The sequence below is a fragment of the Bradyrhizobium sp. CCBAU 051011 genome (assembly GCF_009930815.1).
GTDB lineage: Bacteria > Pseudomonadota > Alphaproteobacteria > Rhizobiales > Xanthobacteraceae > Bradyrhizobium.
Genome location: NZ_CP022222.1, coordinates 7,121,808 through 7,142,929, shown reverse-complemented (window position 1 = coordinate 7,142,929; position 21,122 = coordinate 7,121,808). Strand labels below are relative to the sequence as shown.

Below are 21,122 nucleotides of genomic sequence, written 5' to 3'. Positions count from 1 at the left end.
TCCCGTAGGGGATGCATCATCACGATGGCTGAACGATCTCAGAACCGACCTTTTCCCTCCGCCGACGAAGCGCGCGGCGAGGGTGATCCACTTGCCGAGCTCGCGCGGCTGATCGGACAAAACGACCAGTTCGGGAACGCGCCGGCCAAGCCGGCGCCGCGCCCGCTGCAGTCGCGGGCCAATGTGCGTCCATCGCAGTACGATCCGCCGGCGTATGATCCGCCGGAAGAAGAGCCCAGTGCGCCGCCGGCGCTGCCGGCATGGATGCAGCGCGCACGGCAGGAGACGACCCCGCCGCCGCCACTTCCGTCGCCGCTGCCGGAGAACAACTACGACGACGAGCCGGAATACCAGCAGCCATCGCCGGTGCATCCGTTGCATCGCTATTCGGCCCAGCCGCCGCAGGTGCCTGCCCATGAAGCGCTCGTGCGGGACGACTATTACGAGGCTCCGCAACACCAGCAATATGCCGACGAGCCGCAGCAGGACCCATCGCGCTATGACGATGCGCTGTACGGGCGGTTGGAGAACGGCGAGCACGACTATCAGCGCGATCCGGCCTATCCGGACGATCCCTACGCCTACCAGAGCGAATACGAGGAAGAGCCTGAGCCCAAGAAGCGTTCGAGCGGCCTGATGACGGTCGCGGCGGTGGTGGCGCTGGCTGTGGTCGGGACCGGCGCTGCCTTTGCCTATCGCACCTATGTCGGTTCGCCCCGCTCAGGCGAGCCGCCGATCATCCGGGCCGACAACAGCCCGACCAAGGTGGTACCGGCGCCGTCAGATGCGGGCGCCGCCAAGAACCCTGACCGGATGCTGTCGGGCGATGGCGGCGAGAAGCTGGTATCGCGCGAGGAGACCCCGGTCGATGTCACGCGGTCCGGCGCGCCGCGCGTGGTGTTTCCGCCGCTGAACCAGAACAACAGCCCGCCGCCGGTCTCGAGCGTTTCTTCGTCCGGCCTGCCGCCGCAGAGCGGGGCGAATGGCACGATGCCGAACAACGAGCCGCGCCGGATCAGGACGCTTGCCGTCAAGGGTGACCCGGCCGACAATGGTGGGGTCCCGGCGGGGGCCAGCGCGCCGCCACCGCGCCCGGCACCGACGACGCGAAGCGCTGCCGCTCCGGGTCCGGGCCCGACTGCGCCGCCCGCAGCGCCGGCCGGGCGCAATCCGGCATCCGCTAATGCCAGCGCCAATCCGCCGATGTCTCTGTCGCCCCAGGGCGGGGCCGATCCTGCTCCGGCAGCGCCTGCGCGTGTTGCCGCCGTCAATCCGACGCAACCGGCCCCTGCGGCCAGCGGTGGCTATCTGGTGCAGGTCTCCTCGCAGAAGAACGAGGCCGATGCGCAGGCCTCCTACCGGGCGCTGCAGGGCAAGTTCCCGAGCGTATTGGGCCCGCACTCATCGCTGGTGAAGCGGGTCGATCTCGGCGAGAAAGGCGTCTACTACCGCGCCTTCGCCGGCCCGTTCGGCTCGTCCGAGGAGGCGGCGCAGGTCTGCAGCAACCTGAAATCGGCCGGCGGGCAGTGCTTCGTCCAAAGGAATTAACGGCGGTTTCCTTGACCCAGGGGCTATGAGGGGCCTAATCGGCCCCCATGACAAGCCGCGCATTCATCACGGGCGTATCAGGACTGGAATTGACCGCTGCGGAGCGGGAATTCATCCGTGGCGAGCTGCCATGGGGCTTGATCCTGTTCAAACGCAATATCGAAGCGCCGGATCAAGTATCTGCGCTCGTTGATGAATTCCGTAGCCTTGTGGGCGAGGTGGATGCGCCGGTCCTGATCGATCAGGAAGGCGGGCGGGTGGCGAGGCTCGGGCCGCCGCATTGGCCGGTCTATCCGCCCGGCGCCACCTTCGGCGCGCTCTACGACCTGGACCCGGCACTCGGCCTGAAAGCCGCGCGCCTGAGCTCGCGGCTGATCGCGGCCGACCTGATCGACCTCGGCATTACCGTCGACTGCCTGCCACTGGCGGACGTTCCGGTGGCTGGCGCCGACGCCGTGATCGGCAACCGGGCCTATGGAACCCAGCCCGCCAAGGTCGCAGCGATCGCTCGCGCGGTAACCGAGGGGCTGGAGCAGGGCGGCGTGCTACCCGTGCTGAAGCACATTCCCGGCCACGGTCGGGCTACGGCAGATAGCCACTTCCGGCTCCCGACCGTTGATACGGCGCGAGAAGAGCTGGAACGGACCGATTTCGCCGCGTTTCAGCCGCTGGCGGACCTGCCCATGGCGATGACCGCACATGTTGTGTTTAGCGCGTTAGACCCCGCCCAACCCGCGACGACTTCTGCGACAATCATCCGGCAGGTGATTCGCGGCGGAATTGGGTTCCAGGGTTTGTTGATGAGTGATGACGTGTCGATGAATGCGTTGGCCGGATCGATCGCTGATCGGACCCGCGCCATCATCACCGCCGGCTGCGACATGGTCCTGCATTGCAACGGCAAGCTCGACGAGATGCGCGACGTGGCGCGCGAGACGCCGGAACTGGCTGATGAGGCCTTGGGACGCGCCAAGCGGGCGCTGGCCGCGCGAAAGCAGCCGGAGCCCTTCGACCGGCAGGCGGGACGGGCTGAACTTGAAGCGTTGATGGATCGGGTAGGAACGGCATGACGGCTGAGATTCTATCGTTTGAAACCGGACGGCCCGCCGAAATCACCGACGGCGAGGCGGCGCTGGTCGTCGACGTCGAGGGTTATGAAGGCCCGCTCGACCTGCTCCTGACGCTGGCGCGCCAACAGAAAGTCGACCTCGCCAAGATTTCGATACTGGCGCTGGCAGATCAGTATCTGACGTTCATCGAGGCCGCGCGAAAGATCCGCCTTGAGCTCGCGGCCGATTACCTCGTGATGGCTGCCTGGCTGGCGTTCCTGAAATCACGGCTGCTGCTGCCTGAACCGCCGACGCCTGACGGGCCGAGCGCTGAGGAAATGGCGACCGCGCTGGCCAACCGGCTGCGCCGGCTCGAGGCTATCCGCGAAGCTGCCAACCGGCTGATGAACCGGCCCCAGTTCCAGCGCGATATCTTTCCGCGCGGCAATCCGGAAACCATCGCCGAAATCAAGCATCCAAAATTCACCGCGACGCTGTTCGATCTGCTCACGGCCTATGCCACGCAGCGTCAGCAGCGGGTGCTGGCGACCGTACATCTGGCCAAGCGCACGGTGTGGTCGCTGGCGGAAGCGCGCGCCTCGCTGGAGCGGCTGGTCGGCATGGCCGAGTCCGAGGAGTGGAACTGCCTCGACGATTACCTGCTCAGCTATGTCGTCGATCCCTCGCAGCGGGCGACGGTGTTTGCCTCGAGCTTTGCCGCAGCGCTCGAATTGGTGCGCGAAGGCGAGATGGAGCTGAACCAGAAAGAGGCGTTCGCGCCGCTGTATTTTCGCAAGCGTCCGCCGCAGGCAGCAATGCCCGCTCCGGATATGACGGTCGAGTAAGTGGAAGGAGACCTAGCCATGGCAAGCCTGGCGGAAAAACGCATGGAAGATGCCGAGGATCATCCCATCGACCAGAACACCGATCAGGCCGCGCGGCCCGAGGAATTGCGGCTGCTCGAAGCGTTGCTGTTCGCCTCTGCCGAGCCGATCGATCAGGCGGCCTTGGCCAAGCGCATGCCCGATGGCGTCGACGTCAAGGCGGCGCTGGCGCAGTTGCAGGCCGAATATGCCCCGCGCGGCGTCAATCTGGTGCGCGTGGCGAATAAGTGGACGTTCCGCACCGCCGGCGATCTGTCGTGGCTGATGACGCGCGAGAGCACGGAGACGCGGCGCCTGTCGCGGGCGGCGATCGAGGTGCTCGCGATCATTGCCTATCACCAGCCCGTGACGCGCGCCGAGATCGAGGAGATCCGCGGCGTGATCACGTCAAAGGGAACGCTGGATGTGCTGCTTGAAACCGGCTGGATCCGCCCCCGCGGCCGCCGCAAGACGCCGGGCCGGCCGCTGACCTTCGGTACCACGGAGGCGTTCCTCTCGCAGTTTAGTCTGGAGGCGCTGGGCGACCTGCCGGGCCTGGAAGAGCTGAAGGGCACGGGGCTACTGGATTCGCGGCTGCCCTCCGGCTTCAGCGTTCCGACGCCATCGGACGATGTGGCGCTACGCGAGGACGAGGACCCGCTGGAGGCCGGAGACAATCTGGAACTCTTGCTGGCGCCGGCGGCCGAGCCCGAGGCATCGGGCGAAGGCTAGGAGCGGCGCGTTCTACTTTGCATGGGGTTGTTTTCGCGATTTTGTTTCCGGGCATGTTCCGGTCCCAGGCAGGCGCCGTTTTCTCCCGGAAGGCGGGTTAACGGTAGCCATAATACGTAGCCGCGACAGCGATTTGCCGCGGCATGGGTCCTTGTTTTTGACACCTCTCGGGCCTACCTTCCGCCAAAGCTTGGCCGGAAGCCGGCCGTCTCTTTTGGAGGGTTGCAGGATGGGTTCTCTTAGCATTTGGCACTGGATCGTCGTGATCGCAGTGGTCCTGCTACTGTTCGGCCGCGGCAAGATTTCGGACCTGATGGGCGATGTCGCGCAGGGCATCAAGGCCTTCAAGAAGGGCATGCAGGACGACACCAAGGAAGCCGAAAAGCCCGCTGAACCGGTGAAGACCATCGATCACAATGCGACGCCGGCGCCGACCGCGGCGCGGACGGACGTCGGCAGCAAGGCCGTCTAACCGGGCATCTTGAACCGGGCTTGGCTGATAGACGCCGGTTGAGAAAAGGCGCAGGCGGTCCCAAATCTTGCTAAGTAGGATTGGGGCGCGGACGCCTCGCGCGAGCGGAAGAATTCATGTTCGACATCGGGTGGAGTGAACTGGTCGTCATCGCGGTCGTCGCGCTGATTGCCATCGGCCCGAAAGAGCTGCCGGGCGTGCTGCGCATGGTCGGGCAATGGATGGGCAAGGCGCGCAAGATGGCGTCCGAATTCCAGGGTCAGTTCCAGGAAGCCATGCGCGAGGCCGAAATGGCCGACCTGAAGAAGAGCTTTGACGAGGTCAAGGACACCGCAACCGCGCTTTCCCCGGCCAGCGTCATGACCTCGCTGCAAAAGGACGTCAACGACGCCCTGCAGATCGGCGACATCGACAAGCCGGCCGCTGCCCCCGCCAACGACGCTCAGGTGGCGGGCGCTATCGGCGAACCCGTCACCCCGACAACACCGGCCGCGCCAACGCCTGAGACCTTTGTCGAGGCGGAAGCGCATGCGGCGGTGTCCGAGCCGCTGGCAATCACGCGCGAAGTTCAGCCCACGCCACAGGACGTTGCACCGCCGGCGCCCGACATCCTCAAGGACGCCAAAGCGTCATGACCATCGAAGACATCGAGGCCAGCAAGGCCCCCTTGATGGATCATCTGATCGAGCTGCGCTCGCGGCTGATCAAGGCGCTGCTCGGCTTCGGCATTGCGTTCATCTTCTGCTTCTTCTTCGCCAAGCAGATCTACAACGTGCTGGTCTGGCCGTTCGTCTGGGTCGCGGGTGCCGAGAATTCGAAATTCATCTATACCGCGCTGTTGGAATACTTCCTCACGCAGTTGAAGCTCGCGCTGTTCGGCGCCGCCTTCATCTCGTTCCCGATCGTGGCGACGCAGATCTATAAATTCGTGGCACCGGGCCTCTACAAGCACGAGCGCGGCGCGTTCCTGCCGTACCTGATCGCAACCCCGTTCTTCTTCGTGCTCGGCTCGCTGCTGGTCTATTTCGTGGTGCTGCCGATGCTGGTGCGTTTCTCGCTCGGCATGCAGCAGATGGGCGGCGAGGAGAGCGCGCAGATCCAGTTGCTGCCCAAGGTCGGCGAATATCTGTCGCTGATGATGTCGCTGATCTTCGCCTTCGGCGTCGCGTTTCAACTGCCGGTGATTCTGACGCTGCTGGGGCGGATCGGCATCGTCACCTCCCAGATGCTGCGCGAGAAACGGCGCTATTTCATCGTCATCGCCTTCGTCATCGCCGCCGTGCTGACGCCGCCAGACGTCATCAGCCAGGCCTCGCTCGCGATCCCGCTGATGGCGCTCTATGAGGGCGCGATCGTCGCGGTCCGCATGGTGGAAAAGAAGGCCGCCGCCGCGGCGCAGGCCGCGTCAGGCACACCGCCCGCCAGCCCGCCCCCGGAAGCCAATCCGGCCGAGTAGGGGTTATTCGTCATGCCCGGGCTTGTCCCGGGCATCCACGTCTTTTACAGACCTTGCGGTTAATACGTGGATGGCCGGGACAAGCCGGCCATGACGCAGGAATTGTGGCCATGCACGACATCAAATCGATCCGCGACAACCCGCAAGCCTTCGACGCCGGCCTGAAGCGCCGGGGGCTGGCGCCGCTGTCGGCGTCGCTGCTTGCGATCGACGAGAGGCGCCGGGCGGCCATCCTGGCGTCCGAACAGGCTCAGGCGCGGCGCAATGCGGCTTCGAAGGAAATCGGCGAGGCGAAGAAGGCCAAGGACGACGCGCGCGCCAGCAAGCTGATGGCGGAAGTTGCCGAACTCAAGACTACGATGCCGGAGCTCGAGCTGGCGGCGAAGACGGCGGATGAGGAACTGGCGAAAGAACTTGCTGCGCTTCCGAACCTGCCGCTCGACGACGTCCCCGAAGGCGCGGACGAGCACGGCAATGTACAGCGTCACGTCTACGGCAAGATCCGCAACTACGCCTTCACGCCGAAACCGCATGACGATCTCGGCGGCGCGCTCGGCTACATGGATTTCGAGGCGGCCGCGAAATTGTCGGGCGCGCGCTTCGTCGTGCTGAAGAAGGGCCTGGCGCGGCTGGAGCGTGCGATCGGCCAGTTCATGCTCGATCTCCATACCAACGAGCACGGCTACACCGAGGTCAATCCGCCACTGTTGGTGCGCAACGACGTCATGTTCGGCACGGGACAATTGCCGAAATTCGAGGACGACCAGTTCTGGGCGATCAAGGGCGAACTGCTTGTCGCGCCCGACGAACGATTGAAGACCGAACGTCTCGGCCTCATTCCCACCGCCGAAGTCTCGCTGACCAATCTCGTCCGTGAATCCATCGTCGACGAAAAAGAATTGCCGATGCGGCTCACCGCGCTGACGCCGTGCTTCCGCGCCGAAGCGGGCGCTGCGGGCCGCGATACCCGCGGCATGATCCGCCAGCATCAATTTACCAAAGTCGAGCTGGTTTCGATCGCAACGCCCGAGACCAGCCGCGACGAGCATGAACGGATGCTTTCGTGTGCCGAGCAGGTACTGCAAAAACTCGACCTGCATTACCGCGTGATGACGCTGTGCTCCGGCGACATGGGATTCTCCGCGCAGAAGACCTATGACATCGAGGTCTGGATGCCGGGGCAGGGTGAGGGCGGAGCCTACCGCGAAATCTCGAGCTGCTCGGTGTGCGGTGACTTTCAGGCGCGGCGGATGGATGCACGCTCGCGCGGGCCCGATGGCAAGCCGCGCTTCGTGCATACGCTCAACGGCTCCGGCACAGCCGTCGGCCGCGCGTTGATTGCGGTGATGGAAACCTATCAGCAGGAGAACGGCTCCATCGCGGTGCCCCCTGTGCTGCAGCCCTACATGGGCGGGCTTAAAACCATCGAGCGGGACAAATAGCGCAAGGCACGAATGGCATTGCATCGCGACATCCTTTGGATCGGGAGGCAATGGGCTGTCACTGGCCACGGGATGCAATTGATCGACCAGCGGCTGATGGGCGCCTTCGACATCGAAGTGGCGCGCCTGTGGGACGACGATCTGATCGATCGGATGCGTGTCAAGGAGTGGCTCAACGCTGCGGATTTCGACAAGGGGCTGGCGGTTGCGCGGACGCGGCACAAGCAGCCGGAGCCGGGGTCGGAGCCGATAGCTGCGCCGATCCCGGCGATCGATCCCGTCGCACTACCGCTGAAGCTAGAGCTGCCGGCTATCAGTGATCCTGAGCAAGCGGCGCCGGCGCTGCCAGCGATACCGCCGCCTGCGCCCGTCGAAATGGCGCAACCGGCATCGCCAGATCTGCAGATGAAAATCGATGGCGGCGCCAGATTCGCGCGCCCCTGGCGGGTCTGGATGAAGAAAACATGAGGAATCGGGCCGGTTTGCCTCGGCCGCGATAGCCGGATAAGACGACGCCCAAAGGCAAGAGCCCGCCCCAATCTGAAACAGAAGGCATTTTGACGGATGCGAATTCTCTGCACCAACGACGACGGCATCCATGCGCCGGGTCTGAAGATCGTCGAGGAGATCGCCCGCGCGCTGTCCGACGACGTCTGGATCGTGGCGCCGGAGCTCGATCAGTCCGGCGTATCGCATTCGCTGTCGCTGAACGATCCGCTGCGCTTGCGCGAAGTCGGTCCGCGCCATTTCGCGGTACGGGGCACGCCGACCGATTGCGTGATCATGGGCTCGCGCCACATCCTCGGCGAGAAGATGCCCGATCTCGTGCTGTCGGGCGTCAACAAGGGCCGCAATGTCGCGGAGGACGTCGTCTATTCCGGCACCATCGCGGGCGCGCTCGAAGGCACCATTCTGGGCATCCCGTCATTCGCGCTGAGCCAGGAATTTTCCATCGAGACCCGTCACGCGCCGCTGTGGGACACCGCACTGAAATTTGGTCCAGGCATCCTGCGCAAGGTGATCGATGCGGGGGTGCCGAAGAACACGGTGATCAACGTCAATTTTCCTGCCTGCACGCCCGACCAGGTCAAGGGTATCAGTGTCACGCGGCAGGGCAAGCGCAACCTCGGCTTCCTCAAGGTCGACAAGCGGCACGACGGCCGCGGCAATCCCTATTTCTGGATCGGTTTCGAGCGCGCCGCGATGATGGATACGCCAGCCGAAGGCACTGATCTCGCGGCGCTTGCGGCGCGCTACGTCTCAGTCACGCCGCTGCGGCTGGACCGCACGGATGAAGCGTTTTCAGAAGAGCTGATGACGACGTTGAAGTGATGAACGGTAGCCCGGGTGGAGCGCAGCGAAATCCGGGGATGGTGCCGCAAGCTGACGAACTATCCCGGATTGCGCTGCGGCTCCATCCGGGCTAACGCGAAGCGGCCTAAACTGGCGCACTCTTCAACGTAGAGGCGATCACCTGCGCCAGCGTTTCCAGTTGGAAAGGCTTCTGTAGCGCGGGGCGGTCGCGATATTCCTGGGGTAGGCCGGAGGAGCCGTAGCCGGTTGCAAAGATGAAGGGGCGGTTGCGCGCGGTAATCAACTCCGCCACCGGCGTGATCACCTTGCCGTTGACGTTGACGTCGAGAATCGCGAGATCGAATTCGGTCGATTGTACCAGCTTGACTGCTTCGCCGATTTCGCCGGCCTCGGCAGCGACGGTATGGCCCAGCTCTTCCAGCATGTCGGCGACCATCATCCGGATCATGACCTCATCCTCGACGAGGAAAACAGAACAGCCCGCCGGCCGTGTCATTACCATGATGGATTCCTTGCCCTTCCCAGCGTCGAGGTTCGCAAAAAACGTCCTTGGTTGCAATGTCGACATGGACGGGTGGCCCCGCGAATGGACTTCTTGCGAGGGATTTTTCCGTGCCCTAACGCCGGGAGGCGACCCGTGGTTCCGGCGCCGGAACCACAATCTTGAGGAAATCGTTCCTTAAATGCGCGGACGCTATTACATCTCGGCGAAGCTGATGCATTGGATTAGCGGCTGAGTCCCGCCACGAGACCGCAATGTCGCAAGAACCCCCCGAGAAGATGATGTTTCAGCTCACCCTGCGGCGGCGGGGGATCAGCGACCAGGCGGTGCTGCGAGCCATGGAGGCGGTGCCCCGCGAGGCTTTCGTGACGGCGGGCGATCGCGATCATGCCTACCGCGACAGCGCGCTCGGCATCGCCTGCGGGCAAACGATCAGCCAGCCCTTCGTGGTCGCCTACATGACCGAGCAGTTGCAACTGCAGAAGAGCCACAAGGTGCTCGAGATTGGTACCGGCTCCGGCTACCAGGCCGCGGTGCTGTCGCGGTTGTGCACGCATGTCCTGACAATCGAACGCTACCGGACGCTGGCGGATACGGCGCGCGACCGGCTTGAAGCGCTCGGCTATTTCAATATCGAGGTGATGCTCGGCGACGGTTTTGACATTCCGCCGGGCGCCGGTGACTTCGACCGCATCATCGTGACGGCGGCGATGGAACAGATTCCCGAAAAGCTGCTGGAGCGGCTGGTGCCGGGCGGCATCCTGATCGCTCCGGTCGGGCCCCATCACGGCACCCAGACGCTGGTCCGGATGACCAGGACGGACAGCGGTTTTGATCGCAAGGAATTGGTTGATGTCCGCTTCGTCCCGGCGCTGCCGGGAATAGCCCGCGAGCTGTAGAATCCCGGATTGGCGGTTCCCGCCAACATCTTATTCCAAGGGTTAAGCGGTTATTTACTCGGTACGTGTTTACTCAAAACAGTATTTTGTTGCGTACGAGTGAGTAACCATGTCCCGTCTCGCCGAGTTGCTTCGCTCGCGTCGGGTGCCGCAGGTCGCGGTGCTGACGCTGATGTCGGTCGGCTTTGCCGGCTGCAGCGCCGATATGCAGACGCGCTTTTCCGATAGCTCGTTCTCCAATCCCTTTGCCTCTCAGCCCGAAGCGACCGGTTCGGTACGCGCGCCCGCCGCTGAACGCCGCGATCTGCCGCAATATGCCCGGCCGCAGTCGTCGGCGCCGCAATTCCAGTCCCAAGCCCTGCCGCCGCCTGCCGTCGCTGCACCGCCCGCCTATCCGGCGAGCCCGAGCGGGGTGTCTGGAGGAGGGCGTGGGGTTTCATCCTATGCGCCGCCGTCCAATCCGCCCATCGAGACCACCGCCACGGTGCCGCCGCGCTCGGTCGCGGCCGCCCGTCCGGCTGCTGGGCAGGGCGGCACGACGATCATCGTCGGCACCAGCGACACGCTCGACATTCTGGCGAAGCGCTACAACGTGTCCGCCGCCGCGATCCTGCAGGCCAACGGCTACAAGGGGCCACGCGTGCTGTCGCCCGGCCAGCAACTGATCATTCCGCGGCAGACGGCGGCGGCTACACCCGTGCCGGCACCTGCAGCCCCGGCCAGCAAGCCGGTTGCCGCTGCGGTGGCCGCGCCGAGCGTCCATGTCGTCAATCGCGGCGATACGCTGATGAGCATCGCGCGCCGGAACAATGTGCCGGTGACCGAACTCGCCAGGGCCAACAACCTCGATCAATCCGCCAAGCTCAGCCTTGGCATGAAGCTTACCGTGCCCGGTTCGAAGTCCGCGGCCGCGGCTCCCGTGGCGCAGCCCGTCCTCGCTGCAGCCCCCGCCCAGCCGGCCGCGCCGGTTGCGGCGCCGGCCACCAAGATGGCCTCGGTCGGTGGCCCGCCGCAGAGCGCGCGGCTGGCTTCCGCCACCACCAATGTCACGGAAGAAAAGCCTGTCGTCGAGCAGGCTTCGGTCAAGCCCAGCGAAGCCACCGGCGCGCTGCCGACCTTCCGCTGGCCGGTGCGCGGCAAGGTGATCACCAGCTACGGCGCCAAGACCAACGGCAAGGCCAATGACGGCATCAACCTGGCGGTGCCGGAAGGCACGCCGGTGAAGGCCGCGGAAGACGGCGTGGTCGCCTATTCCGGCAACGAGCTGAAGGGTTACGGCAATCTGGTTCTAGTGCGGCACTCCAACGGTTACGTCACCGCATATGCCCATGCGAGTGAACTGCTGGTGAAGCGCGGCGACACGATCAAGCGCGGCCAGATCATTGCCAAGTCGGGTCAATCGGGCGAGGTGGGGTCGCCGCAACTCCACTTCGAGATCCGCAAGGGATCTTCGCCGGTTGACCCGCTTCAATTCCTGAACGGGGCGTGAGCGGCTAGCCGTGTACGCGTAGCCCGGTTGGAGCCAACGGGTCGCGCGAATGCGCGCCCGATGACAGGCTCCGCGAAATCCGGGACCGGTCTCTCAACGGCCCAGACTGATCCCGGATTGCGCTGCGCTCCATCCTGGCTACGGGCTCGCAGCGCCTACTTCCCCGTCAACCTCACACCCAGCCGTCCCGCCAGCTCCTGCGTGAACTGCCAGGCCACGCGGCCCGAGCGGGAGCCGCGGGTGGTCGACCATTCCAGCGCCTCGCGCTCCAGCTCGTCGTCGGCGATCTTGATGCCGAAATGGCCGCAATAGCCGCGGACCATGGCGAGGTATTCGTCCTGGCTGCAGCGGTGAAAGCCGAGCCACAGGCCAAAGCGATCCGACAGCGATACCTTTTCCTCGACCGCTTCGCCCGGATTGATCGCGGTCGAGCGCTCGTTCTCGATCATCTCGCGCGCCAGCAGGTGCCGCCGGTTCGAGGTGGCGTAGAGGATGACGTTGTCGGGACGACCCTCGATGCCGCCTTCCAGCACCGCCTTGAGTGACTTGTAGGAGGCGTCGTTACCGTCAAACGAGAGGTCGTCGCAAAACACGATGAAGCGGAAATCGGAGCTGCGCAGGAGGTCCATCAGGCCGGGCAGGCTCTCGATGTCCTCGCGGTGGATCTCGATCAGCTTGAGCCGGTCGGCCGGCTTGCGGTCGATATTGATATTGGCGTGAGTTGCCTTCACCAGCGATGACTTGCCCATGCCGCGCGCGCCCCAGAGCAGGGCGTTGTTCGCGGGCAGTCCATCGGCAAAGCGCTCGGTATTTTCGATCAGGATGTCGCGCATCCGGTCGATACCCCGAAGCAGGCCGAGGTCGACGCGGCTGACGCGCGGCACCGGCGAAAGGCGTCCGTCCGGATGCCAGACGAAGGCGTCGGCAGATCCGAACGACTCAAGGCTTCCCGCCGCCGGAGAGGCTGCGGAAAGGTGACCGGCGATGGCCTCCAGCGCAGTCGCGATCCGCTCGGCCGTGGCGCCGTTAAGGCTGTTTGCCGGACGTTTTGTCGCGGTTTTTGCAAGGGCTCGCGAGGCCGCCTTGGGGGCGGCGCGAGCCGCTGTTTTCTTGGCTTTTTTCGACATTTTTGGAGTTCCTGACCGCGCAGCCTTAACGGGCCTTGGAAGGTCCCGCAAGCGGCCTAAATGAGAGGGCCGGCCACGTTGCAATTGGGCCCGCCGCCGCTATAGTCCGCGCGAATTTGCCCGGACCGGCGATTTGCCCAAGGCGCTAAGCCCAGGCATGGCCGGTTCTTTTCCGTCTCACGAGGATTGTTCGAATGCTGATTACCCCTGCGTACGCCCAGGCTGCAGCCGGCGGCGATGCCAACAGCATGTTGATGTCGCTGCTGCCGTTCGCGCTGATCTTCGTGATCATGTACTTCCTGATTCTGCGGCCGCAGCAGAAGAAGATCAAGGATCACCAGGAGCTGGTCAAAAACATCCGCCGCGGCGACACGGTCGTCACCTCGGGCGGCCTGGTAGGCAAGGTGACCAAGGTGGTGGACGACGACCAGATCGAGTTCGAAATTTCGGACGGCGTCCGGGTTCGGCAGATGCGGCAGATGATCTCGGGCGTCCGCACCAAGGGCGAGCCGGCCAAGGAAAAGAGTGAGGCCAAGGACGAGACGTCCGCGAGCTGAGTTTTGCGCGCTGCTCGTAGCGGCGCATTTTCCTGGAAGTGACGGGTCTACTCGATGCTGTATTTCTCGCGGTGGAAGGCGCTGGCGATCATTCTGACGGCGCTGATCGTCTGCCTGTTCGCGGTTCCGAACTTCTTTTCCCAGGAGCGGGTGAAGACCTGGCCGGTCTGGGCGCAACGCCACATCGTGCTCGGCCTCGATTTGCAGGGCGGCTCGTACCTGCTACTCGAACTCGATACCAATTACATCAAGAAGGAAAGACTGGATCAGGTTCGCGACGAAGCCCGCCGCGTGCTGCGCGAAGCCAAGATCGGTTACACCGGTCTTGCTGTGCGCGGCGACGCCGTCGAAGTCCGCATCAAGGAGAGCGACCTTCAGGCGGCACTCCCCAAGTTGCGTGAGCTATCGCAGCCGCTCGGCGGGCTGCTCGGCTCCAGCGGGCAGCGAAGCCTCGAGGTTTCAGACGCCGGCGGTGGCTTGATCCGCCTTGTGGTGCCGCAAGCGGCGATCACCGAACGCATACGGCAAACGAACGAGCAGTCGATCCAGATCGTCGAACGCCGTATCAACCAGTTGGGTACGGTGGAGCCGTTGATCCAGCGGCAGGGCACCGACCGCATTCTGGTTCAGGTGCCGGGTCTGCAGGACCCGACCGAGCTGAAGCGCATCCTTGGCCAGACCGCCAAGATGGAATTCCGCATGGTCGATTCGTCGGTCTCGCCGGATCAGGCGCAGGCGGGACGGGTGCCGGCCGATTCGGAAGTCCTGATGAGCGAGCAACCGCCGAAGGTGCCTTACGTCATCAAGCGACAGGTTCTGGTTTCCGGCGGCGACCTGACCGATGCGCAGCCGGGCTTCGACCAGCGCACCAACGAGCCGATCGTGAGCTTCAAGTTTAACACTTCGGGCTCGCGCAAGTTCGCTCAGGCGACGTCGGAGAATGTCGGGCAGCCGTTTGCCATTGTCCTCGATAACAAGGTGATCTCTGCGCCCGTAATCCGCGAGCCGATCACCGGCGGGCAGGGGCAGATTTCCGGCAGTTTCACCGTCCAGGCCGCCAACGAACTCGCGCTGCTCCTGCGGGCCGGCGCACTGCCTGCGCCGCTCACCGTCGTCGAAGAGCGTACCGTGGGCCCGGGCCTCGGCCAGGACTCGATCGAGAAGGGCAAACTGGCGGCCTATGTCGGCTCCATCATGGTCATCGTGTTCATGCTGGTGACCTACCGACTGTTCGGTGTGTTCGCCAACATCGCGGTCGCCATCAACGTCGCGATGATCTTCGGCATCCTTTCGCTGCTCAACGCCACCCTGACGCTGCCCGGCATCGCCGGTGTCGTGCTGACAGTCGGCATCGCGGTCGACTCCAACGTGCTGATCTATGAGCGCATCCGGGAAGAGCTCCGCCACGGCCGCAACGCGATTTCGGCGATCGACGCGGGATTCCGGCGCGCATTGGCGACTATTCTGGACTCCAACATCACCACCTTCATCGCCGCTGCGGTGCTGTTCTACATCGGCACCGGCCCGGTCCGCGGCTTCGCCGTTACGCTCGGCATCGGCATTATCACCACGGTCTTTACAGCGTTTACGCTCACCAGCCTGATCGTTGCCGGCTGGGTACGGTGGAAGCGGCCGAAGACCGTGCCGATCTAGGAACCCCACCGTGACTCAATACGTTCTCATTGCGCTGGGCGTTCTGGTCGTCATCCTGACCATCGTCGCCATCTTCGATCTGTTGCCGCCGCTGCGCATCGTCCCTGACGATACGCACTTCGATTTCACGCGCTTTCGCCGCATCAGCTTTCCGATATCGGCAGCGCTTTCGATCGTCGCGATCGTGCTGTTTTTCACCCATGGGCTGAATTTCGGCATCGATTTCAAGGGCGGCACGCTGCTGGAAGTGCAATCCAAGTCCGGCGCGGCCGATATCGGCGCGATGCGCGGGACGCTGAGTACGCTTGGGCTCGGCGACATCCAGCTGCAGCAGTTCGGTGAAGGTCAAGCCAACGTGCTGATACGGGTGGCCGAGCAACCCGGCGGCGACGCTGCGCAGCAGGCTGCGGTGCAGAAGGTCCGCGGTGCTCTCGGCGATTCCGTCGAATATCGCCGCGTCGAAGTCGTTGGCCCCCGCGTATCAGGCGAATTGCTGGCCTTCGGCATGGTCGGCCTGATGGTCGCGATCGTCGGGATCCTGATCTATCTCTGGTTCCGGTTCGAATGGCAGTTCGCGCTCGGCGCCATGATTGCCAACGTCCACGACATCGTGCTGACGATCGGCTTCATGTCGATCTCGCAGGTCGATTTCGACCTCACCAGTATCGCGGCGCTGTTGACGATTCTCGGCTACTCCCTGAACGACACCGTCGTCATCTACGACCGCATCCGGGAAATGCTGCGGCGCTACAAGAAGATGCCGATGCCGCAGCTTCTGAACGAGTCCATCAATTCGACATTGTCGCGCTCAATCATCACCCACGTCACGGTGACGCTTGCGTTGCTTGCGCTGCTCCTGTTCGGCGGCCACGCGATCCACAGCTTCACTGCGGTCATGATGTTCGGCGTGGTGCTGGTCGGCACCTACACCTCGATCTTCATTGCCGCGCCGATCCTGATCTATCTCGGTGTTGGCGAGCACCGCGACGCGCCGGATACGCCTGCGAAGAAGTAGTTATATGGCCACATCCTCGGACGCTCCGCATCTTCCGAGGTCGGCGCCGATCGAAGCCTACGGCAAGGGCGGCTTCGCTTTCGCCGACATGTCGCATCGCGGGTCGCTGTTGTGCCTGCCGGATGCGATCTGGGCCTGGCCGGTGACGAAACCTGCCGAGATCGATGAATATTCGCTGGCGCGCGTGTTCAAGGCCGCCAATTCCATCGATACGCTGATCGTCGGCACCGGCACGGAAGTGTGGGTACCGCCACGCGGCCTGCGCGAGGCGCTGCGCGCCGTGCACGTGGTGCTCGATGCGATGCAGACGGGGCCTGCGATCCGCACCTACAACATCATGCTGGGTGAGCGGCGACGCGTCGCGGCGGCGTTGATTGCAGTGCCATGAGCGAGGCCGCGACGTCGAAGGATTCCGCCGCGTTCTGCGCCGATCTGGTGCGCACGCACGACTTCGTCCGCTATGCCTCGACATTGTTCCTGCCGGCGGTCCAGCGCCGCGCCCTGCTGTCGATTTATGCCTTCAATGTCGAGATCTCGCGCGTGCGCGAGCAGGTCAGCCAGCCATTGCCTGGCGAGATGCGGATGCAGTGGTGGACCGACATGCTCGAAGGCGCCGGCCATGGCGGCGTCGAGGGCAATCCGGTCGCTGCCGAACTCCGGCAAACGGTCGGCGAATTTCGCCTGCCGATCGAGCCGCTATTGCGGCTGATCGAGGAGCACCAGTTCGACCTCTACAACGATCCGATGCCGTCGATGGCCGCGCTGGAGGGGTATGTCACCGACACCTCGTCAGCGCTGTTCTCGCTGGCTGCGCGGATCGCGGCGCCGCCGTCGGCGGCGATCGACCATCTTGCGCGCCATGGCGGGCTGGCGCAGGGAATAGCCCAGGTACTCACGGCGTTGCCCCACGATGCCGCGCGGCGGCAGCTTTTCGTGCCGCTGCAATTGCTGCAGCAACATGGCAGCGGCATGGAGCAGGTATTTGCGGGCAAGCAGACGCCACAGGCGCGTGCCGCGATCGATCATCTGATTGGCGAGGCCCGAAAACATCTTGAGACGGCCTTCGAGCTGCTCACGCATGTGCCGCCGCAGGTGCGGCCAGTCTTCCTGCCTTTGGCGCTGATCCGCCGCGATCTGAAGCGCATGTCACGGGCCGACGCCGATCCATTCGTCCCGCAGGCGACGTCGCGACTGCGGATTCTGTGGACGCTGTGGCGTGCGTCGCGATCACGGGAGTTCGGCGGATAGGAAGATGCCGCCCATGGAGGTCGTCATACCCCGCGAAGGCGGGGTATCCAGTACGCCGCGGCCTCTCGATTGAACACGAACGTCTCTGGAATACTGGATCACCCGCTTTCGCGGGTGACGACATCCGGGCTAGCGGGACCGCGAATTCAACTCGCTGCTCTCGAAATTGAACCGGTCGCGCAAATTCTTTCGGCTCTCGAGAATGTCCTTCAGGAACGCACGATCGACCTCGTTGTTGATGAGCGGCTCGATCAGGTCGACCTGATTCATCGCGACGAGCTGCAGGATTTCCGTGCGCGGCTTGCCGGCGGCGTCGCGCGGCAGGGCGTGGACGACCTGAATATGCTCTGGCGGCTTGACGCCTTTGGCGGCGGCAAGTTCGCTGCGCAACTGCTTTTCCAGCTCGACCTTGTCGGCCTCGACAAAGGCATACAGCCCGACGCCGCTGCGCCGGTCGGCGAATGCGACGATGGCGGTATCGCGCACATCGGGATTCTTCCGGATCAGCTCGATCAGGACAGGCGCGTCGTTGACCAGCCGGCGCCCGCCGCCTTCGCGATCGGTGAAGTTGAACAGGCCGCGGGTGATGGCCTGATAGACCTTCTTGCCGGTCTTGAGCCAGAGGCTGGCGACGAAGGATTTGCGCGCGAGAATTTTGCGCTCCATCGGCGTTAGCGCCGCCGGCGCATAGCTGCGCTTGTGCTTCAGCAGATGCCGCAGGTCCTCATAGGCGGCGATCCGGAACAGGCGGCTGCGGGTCGAAAAGCAGGCGGCCAGTTGAAAATCGGTGAGGTAGGCCCGGCCGTCGCGGCTCACCAGCCAGTTCTGCTCCTTGGCGAGATCGTTGTGGCAGATGCCGGCGCGGTGCAGCTTGCGAAGCGCTGATTTGGCGGAGCGGAAATAGGCGAGGTCGCCATGGGGTTTGGCCAGATGCAGCGCGACGCCGTCGATGAAGCCGCGCACCAGTGCCTTCCGTCCTGCCCAGAGCAGCTTCGGGCCGACGTCGAGATCACGCGCCAGCGCCAGCGCGCGGCGCTCGCGGGCGAACAGATGGCGTGCGAGGGGATAGGACCACAGCGGCACCTGATCGAGCCGGCGCAGCACGGCATCGACCTCGGCGGCTTCATCGCGAAAACGGCCGCGTTCGACCGTGGAGAACACGTCGCGCTTCAGCAGCACGCCTTCGGTCCATCGCGCCGACAGCGTGGCGGCGTCGTCTTTCGGCAGAGCCATGGGATTACGCCGCCGCCGCTACGCCGAGATGCTCGGCGATCCAGCGATCGAGATCGGTTAGCGCCCGCGCGCTGAGCGCTTGCTTCTTGGCGACCGTCTTCTCGTTGCCGCGCAGCCGCGTGCCGTCCGCCTTTTTGGTCGGCAGGCTGGCAAGCGGCGGGAATAGTCCGAAGTTGATGTTCATCGGCTGGAACGAGCGCGTGCCCGCCTCGATGGTTTCGATATGGCCGCCGGTGATATGGCCGAGCAGCGAGCCCAGCGCCGTGGTCGGAGGTGGCGGTTCAAGCGATTGCGCCCGCGCATTGGCCGCAGCGTAAAGGCCTGCGATGAGCCCGATGCTGGCGGATTCCACATAGCCCTCGCAGCCGGTCATCTGCCCTGCAAAGCGCAGCCGTGGCTGCGCACGCAGCCGCAACTGGCCATCCAGCAGCTTCGGCGAGTTGAGGAAGGTGTTGCGATGCAGGCCGCCGAGCCTGGCGAATTCGGCGTTCTCGAGCCCGGGAATGGTGCGGAACACGCGCTGCTGCGCGCCGTAGTTCAGCTTGGTCTGGAAGCCGACGATGTTGTAGAGCGTGCCGAGCTTGTTGTCCTGCCGCAATTGCACGATGGCGTAAGGCTTGACTGTCGGGTTGTGCGGATTGGTGAGCCCGACCGGCTTCATCGGTCCGTGCCGCAGCGTCTCGTGGCCGCGCTCGGCCATCACCTCGACGGGCAGGCAGCCGTCGAAATAGGGCGTGTTGGTCTCCCATTCCTTGAAGTCCACCTTGTCGCCGGCCAGCAATGCCGCGACGAAGGCGTCATACTGTTCCTTGGTCATCGGACAGTTGATGTAGTCGGCGCCGGTGCCGCCGGGTCCGACCTTGTCGTAGCGCGACTGAAACCACGCCACCGACATGTCGATGGAATCCTTATGCACGATCGGCGCGATCGCGTCGAAGAACGCCAGCGCGTTCTCATCCGTCAGCTCGCGAATGGCGTCTGCCAGCGGCGCCGAGGTGAGGGGGCCGGTCGCGACGATCACATTGCCCCATTCGGCAGGCGGCAGCCCGGCGATCTCGCTCCGGTCGATCGCGATCAGCGGGTGGTCGTGCAGGGCGCGCGTGACAGCCGCGGAAAACCCATCGCGGTCGACCGCCAGTGCCCCGCCGGCGGGCACCTGGTTGGCATCGGCGGAGCGCATGATCATCGATCCCAGCCGGCGCATCTCGGCATGGAGCAGGCCTACGGCGTTGTTGGCCGCATCGTCTGACCGGAATGAGTTGGAACAGACCAGTTCGGCCAGGCCCTCGGTGCGGTGCGCCTCGGTCATCCGTAACGGCCGCATCTCGTGCAGCACGACGCGAACGCCCGCATTGGCGACTTGCCAGGCGGCTTCAGAGCCGGCGAGGCCGCCGCCAATCACATGGACGGTGTCAGTTTGGGAGGTAGAGGAAATCATGCGCGCAGGGTTAGCGCGTTTTCACGCAAAGCGCACCTGCAATAGCGTTTTCAAGCGAAGCATGCCCTCGGACTTGATCCGTGGGTGTATAACCGGTTCGCGTGAAGAAACGCGTCAAGATCGAGGTTCAAACGACAACGCCCGCAGCGGAGGCGGGCGTTATCCGTTCATCAGGCGGCTGAACAGCGATCAGCCGTTATAGGTCCCGGCGGCAACGCGCGGAATGTCCGAACGATCGAGGCCGATATCGGCCAGCTCGCGATCGCTGAGCTGGGACAGTTCGCTGACATTGCGCTGATAATCCCGGAAAGCCTGGATCATGCGGATGAGCGAGAGCAACATGGTAGTCTCCTTGCAGTTACGATTCAGCTCTTGGAGGACAGCTTCATCGTTGAAATGAATATAGCTTAGATTTTGCAGTGCAGAAGTTCCGATGTTGCGGTGCAGCTAATCGTCAAACGCATAACTGCGATAAGGTCCGCTTAACCTTTCGGCATGGCTTGCGGATCGACCGTTCGAAGCGTGCGAGGGCGGTCTCAAACTATACAACTAATGCCGTAAATTTGCGGGTTTTCCGTAAAAGACGAATAACCCTTGTTTTGCTGCCGAACTGTTAGCCAACGCCGCCATAGAACGATCCGAGGCGGACAAAAATGGCGGAAAACCCCTGATTCTTGGAATTTTCTTATGCGCGAATCGCATGCGTTGAATGATCTTAACTGAATATAAATTCATTATTACAGCGTTGCCTGGGAGCGGCTTCTCAGCCTGCCCATAGATAACCGACCTGCTTGACGGAGCTGCCGTGTCAGCATGGTCGGCGCCAATCGGACCGCAGGCGCTGGTCTCCTGGCGCTGAGGCCTTCACGCAATCAAGGTGTCGCTTCTTCGCGAATCGTCTCTTGTCCTTGCGCGCCGCGCCCATGACCTCGCGCGAAGTTCATTCCGAAGTTTTCCCGCTTCGGCGAACAATTGCTTTTGCAGGCGGCGATGGCGCCGCCTGTGAAAAAAATCAAAAAGGGGAATTTCGATGCTCAACAAACTACTCGCGGCTGCGGTAGCAGTCCTGGCCTATGCCGTCTCTC

Annotated in this window: 22 protein-coding genes; 17 read left to right on the top strand and 5 right to left on the bottom strand. The window is 63.9% G+C overall.

The window, feature by feature from the left end; genetic code table 11:
- The first annotated feature begins 24 nt into the window (after nt 1–24).
- The 10 genes from ACH79_RS33690 (at nt 25) to surE (ending at nt 8,894) form a co-directional block, all read left to right on the top strand.
- Nucleotides 25–1,548, top strand: coding sequence for an SPOR domain-containing protein (locus ACH79_RS33690; RefSeq protein ID WP_161854802.1), 1,524 nt, complete (start codon nt 25–27; stop codon nt 1,546–1,548).
- 47 nt (nt 1,549–1,595) lie between these two features.
- The gene (gene nagZ, locus ACH79_RS33685; RefSeq protein WP_161854801.1) at nt 1,596–2,618 is read left to right on the top strand and encodes a beta-N-acetylhexosaminidase; all 1,023 of its coding nucleotides are present in this window, start codon (nt 1,596–1,598) and stop codon (nt 2,616–2,618) included.
- Nucleotides 2,615–3,442, top strand: a complete 828-nt coding sequence (locus ACH79_RS33680) for a ScpA family protein (RefSeq protein WP_161854800.1) — start codon at nt 2,615–2,617, stop codon at nt 3,440–3,442. The genes nagZ and ACH79_RS33680 overlap by 4 nt, the downstream gene beginning before the upstream one ends.
- A gap of 18 nt (nt 3,443–3,460) precedes the next feature.
- A complete protein-coding gene (gene scpB / locus ACH79_RS33675) occupies nt 3,461–4,192 on the top strand; it encodes an SMC-Scp complex subunit ScpB (RefSeq protein ID WP_161854799.1) in 732 nt (243 codons plus the stop codon).
- A gap of 229 nt (nt 4,193–4,421) precedes the next feature.
- Entirely contained in the window at nt 4,422–4,664 is a 243-nt protein-coding gene (locus ACH79_RS33670; protein ID WP_057834624.1) for a twin-arginine translocase TatA/TatE family subunit, read from the top strand.
- Nucleotides 4,665–4,780: 116 nt separating this feature from the next.
- Nucleotides 4,781–5,299: a Sec-independent protein translocase protein TatB gene (tatB, locus tag ACH79_RS33665; protein ID WP_161854798.1), complete on the top strand. Its 519-nt coding sequence runs from the start codon at nt 4,781–4,783 to the stop codon at nt 5,297–5,299.
- On the top strand, nt 5,296–6,120 hold the full coding sequence (gene tatC, locus ACH79_RS33660; protein ID WP_161854797.1) for a twin-arginine translocase subunit TatC: 825 nt from the start codon (nt 5,296–5,298) through the stop codon (nt 6,118–6,120). The genes tatB and tatC overlap by 4 nt, the downstream gene beginning before the upstream one ends.
- A gap of 110 nt (nt 6,121–6,230) precedes the next feature.
- Nucleotides 6,231–7,562, top strand: a complete 1,332-nt coding sequence (gene serS / locus ACH79_RS33655) for a serine--tRNA ligase (RefSeq protein WP_161854796.1) — start codon at nt 6,231–6,233, stop codon at nt 7,560–7,562.
- A 12-nt stretch (nt 7,563–7,574) separates the two neighbouring features.
- On the top strand, nt 7,575–8,030 hold the full coding sequence (locus tag ACH79_RS45250; protein WP_371419311.1) for a hypothetical protein: 456 nt from the start codon (nt 7,575–7,577) through the stop codon (nt 8,028–8,030).
- Between the two features lie 96 nt (nt 8,031–8,126).
- A complete protein-coding gene (surE, locus tag ACH79_RS33645; RefSeq protein WP_161854795.1) occupies nt 8,127–8,894 on the top strand; it encodes a 5'/3'-nucleotidase SurE in 768 nt (255 codons plus the stop codon).
- A gap of 106 nt (nt 8,895–9,000) precedes the next feature.
- Here surE and ACH79_RS33640 read toward each other — a convergent pair whose 3' ends face one another.
- Nucleotides 9,001–9,378: a response regulator gene (locus ACH79_RS33640; RefSeq protein WP_161854794.1), complete on the bottom strand. Its 378-nt coding sequence runs from the start codon at nt 9,376–9,378 to the stop codon at nt 9,001–9,003.
- Nucleotides 9,379–9,659: 281 nt separating this feature from the next.
- Here ACH79_RS33640 and ACH79_RS33635 point away from each other — a divergent pair, with 281 nt between their 5' ends.
- Both ACH79_RS33635 and ACH79_RS33630 read left to right on the top strand, forming a co-directional pair.
- Nucleotides 9,660–10,277 (top strand): protein-L-isoaspartate(D-aspartate) O-methyltransferase, encoded by a 618-nt coding sequence (locus ACH79_RS33635; protein WP_161856690.1) that lies wholly within the window; start codon nt 9,660–9,662, stop codon nt 10,275–10,277.
- Between the two features lie 109 nt (nt 10,278–10,386).
- Nucleotides 10,387–11,766: a LysM peptidoglycan-binding domain-containing M23 family metallopeptidase gene (locus ACH79_RS33630; protein ID WP_161854793.1), complete on the top strand. Its 1,380-nt coding sequence runs from the start codon at nt 10,387–10,389 to the stop codon at nt 11,764–11,766.
- Nucleotides 11,767–11,921: 155 nt separating this feature from the next.
- On the opposite strand, the gene ACH79_RS33625 is transcribed toward ACH79_RS33630, so the two are convergent.
- A complete protein-coding gene (locus ACH79_RS33625; protein WP_161854792.1) occupies nt 11,922–12,893 on the bottom strand; it encodes an ATP-binding protein in 972 nt (323 codons plus the stop codon).
- A gap of 194 nt (nt 12,894–13,087) precedes the next feature.
- On the opposite strand from ACH79_RS33625, the gene yajC reads away from it, so the two are divergent.
- Genes yajC through ACH79_RS33600 form a run of 5 tightly spaced genes read left to right on the top strand, consistent with a single transcriptional unit; the run spans nt 13,088 to nt 17,366 of the window.
- Entirely contained in the window at nt 13,088–13,450 is a 363-nt protein-coding gene (gene yajC / locus ACH79_RS33620; protein WP_161854791.1) for a preprotein translocase subunit YajC, read from the top strand.
- A gap of 54 nt (nt 13,451–13,504) precedes the next feature.
- Nucleotides 13,505–15,103: a protein translocase subunit SecD gene (gene secD / locus ACH79_RS33615; RefSeq protein ID WP_161854790.1), complete on the top strand. Its 1,599-nt coding sequence runs from the start codon at nt 13,505–13,507 to the stop codon at nt 15,101–15,103.
- A 10-nt stretch (nt 15,104–15,113) separates the two neighbouring features.
- A complete protein-coding gene (gene secF, locus ACH79_RS33610) occupies nt 15,114–16,118 on the top strand; it encodes a protein translocase subunit SecF (protein WP_161854789.1) in 1,005 nt (334 codons plus the stop codon).
- Between the two features lie 4 nt (nt 16,119–16,122).
- Nucleotides 16,123–16,506 (top strand): Mth938-like domain-containing protein, encoded by a 384-nt coding sequence (locus tag ACH79_RS33605; RefSeq protein ID WP_161854788.1) that lies wholly within the window; start codon nt 16,123–16,125, stop codon nt 16,504–16,506.
- The gene (locus tag ACH79_RS33600; protein ID WP_161854787.1) at nt 16,503–17,366 is read left to right on the top strand and encodes a phytoene/squalene synthase family protein; all 864 of its coding nucleotides are present in this window, start codon (nt 16,503–16,505) and stop codon (nt 17,364–17,366) included. The genes ACH79_RS33605 and ACH79_RS33600 overlap by 4 nt, the downstream gene beginning before the upstream one ends.
- Nucleotides 17,367–17,495: 129 nt before the next feature.
- Here ACH79_RS33600 and ACH79_RS33595 read toward each other — a convergent pair whose 3' ends face one another.
- The 3 genes from ACH79_RS33595 to ACH79_RS33585 all read right to left on the bottom strand — a co-directional run bounded on the left by ACH79_RS33595 (nt 17,496) and on the right by ACH79_RS33585 (nt 20,379).
- A complete protein-coding gene (locus tag ACH79_RS33595) occupies nt 17,496–18,599 on the bottom strand; it encodes a serine/threonine protein kinase (RefSeq protein ID WP_161854786.1) in 1,104 nt (367 codons plus the stop codon).
- A gap of 4 nt (nt 18,600–18,603) precedes the next feature.
- On the bottom strand, nt 18,604–20,037 hold the full coding sequence (gene trmFO / locus ACH79_RS33590) for a methylenetetrahydrofolate--tRNA-(uracil(54)-C(5))-methyltransferase (FADH(2)-oxidizing) TrmFO (RefSeq protein WP_161854785.1): 1,434 nt from the start codon (nt 20,035–20,037) through the stop codon (nt 18,604–18,606).
- Between the two features lie 189 nt (nt 20,038–20,226).
- Nucleotides 20,227–20,379 (bottom strand): DUF1127 domain-containing protein, encoded by a 153-nt coding sequence (locus ACH79_RS33585; RefSeq protein WP_016846063.1) that lies wholly within the window; start codon nt 20,377–20,379, stop codon nt 20,227–20,229.
- Nucleotides 20,380–21,122 lie beyond the last annotated feature (743 nt).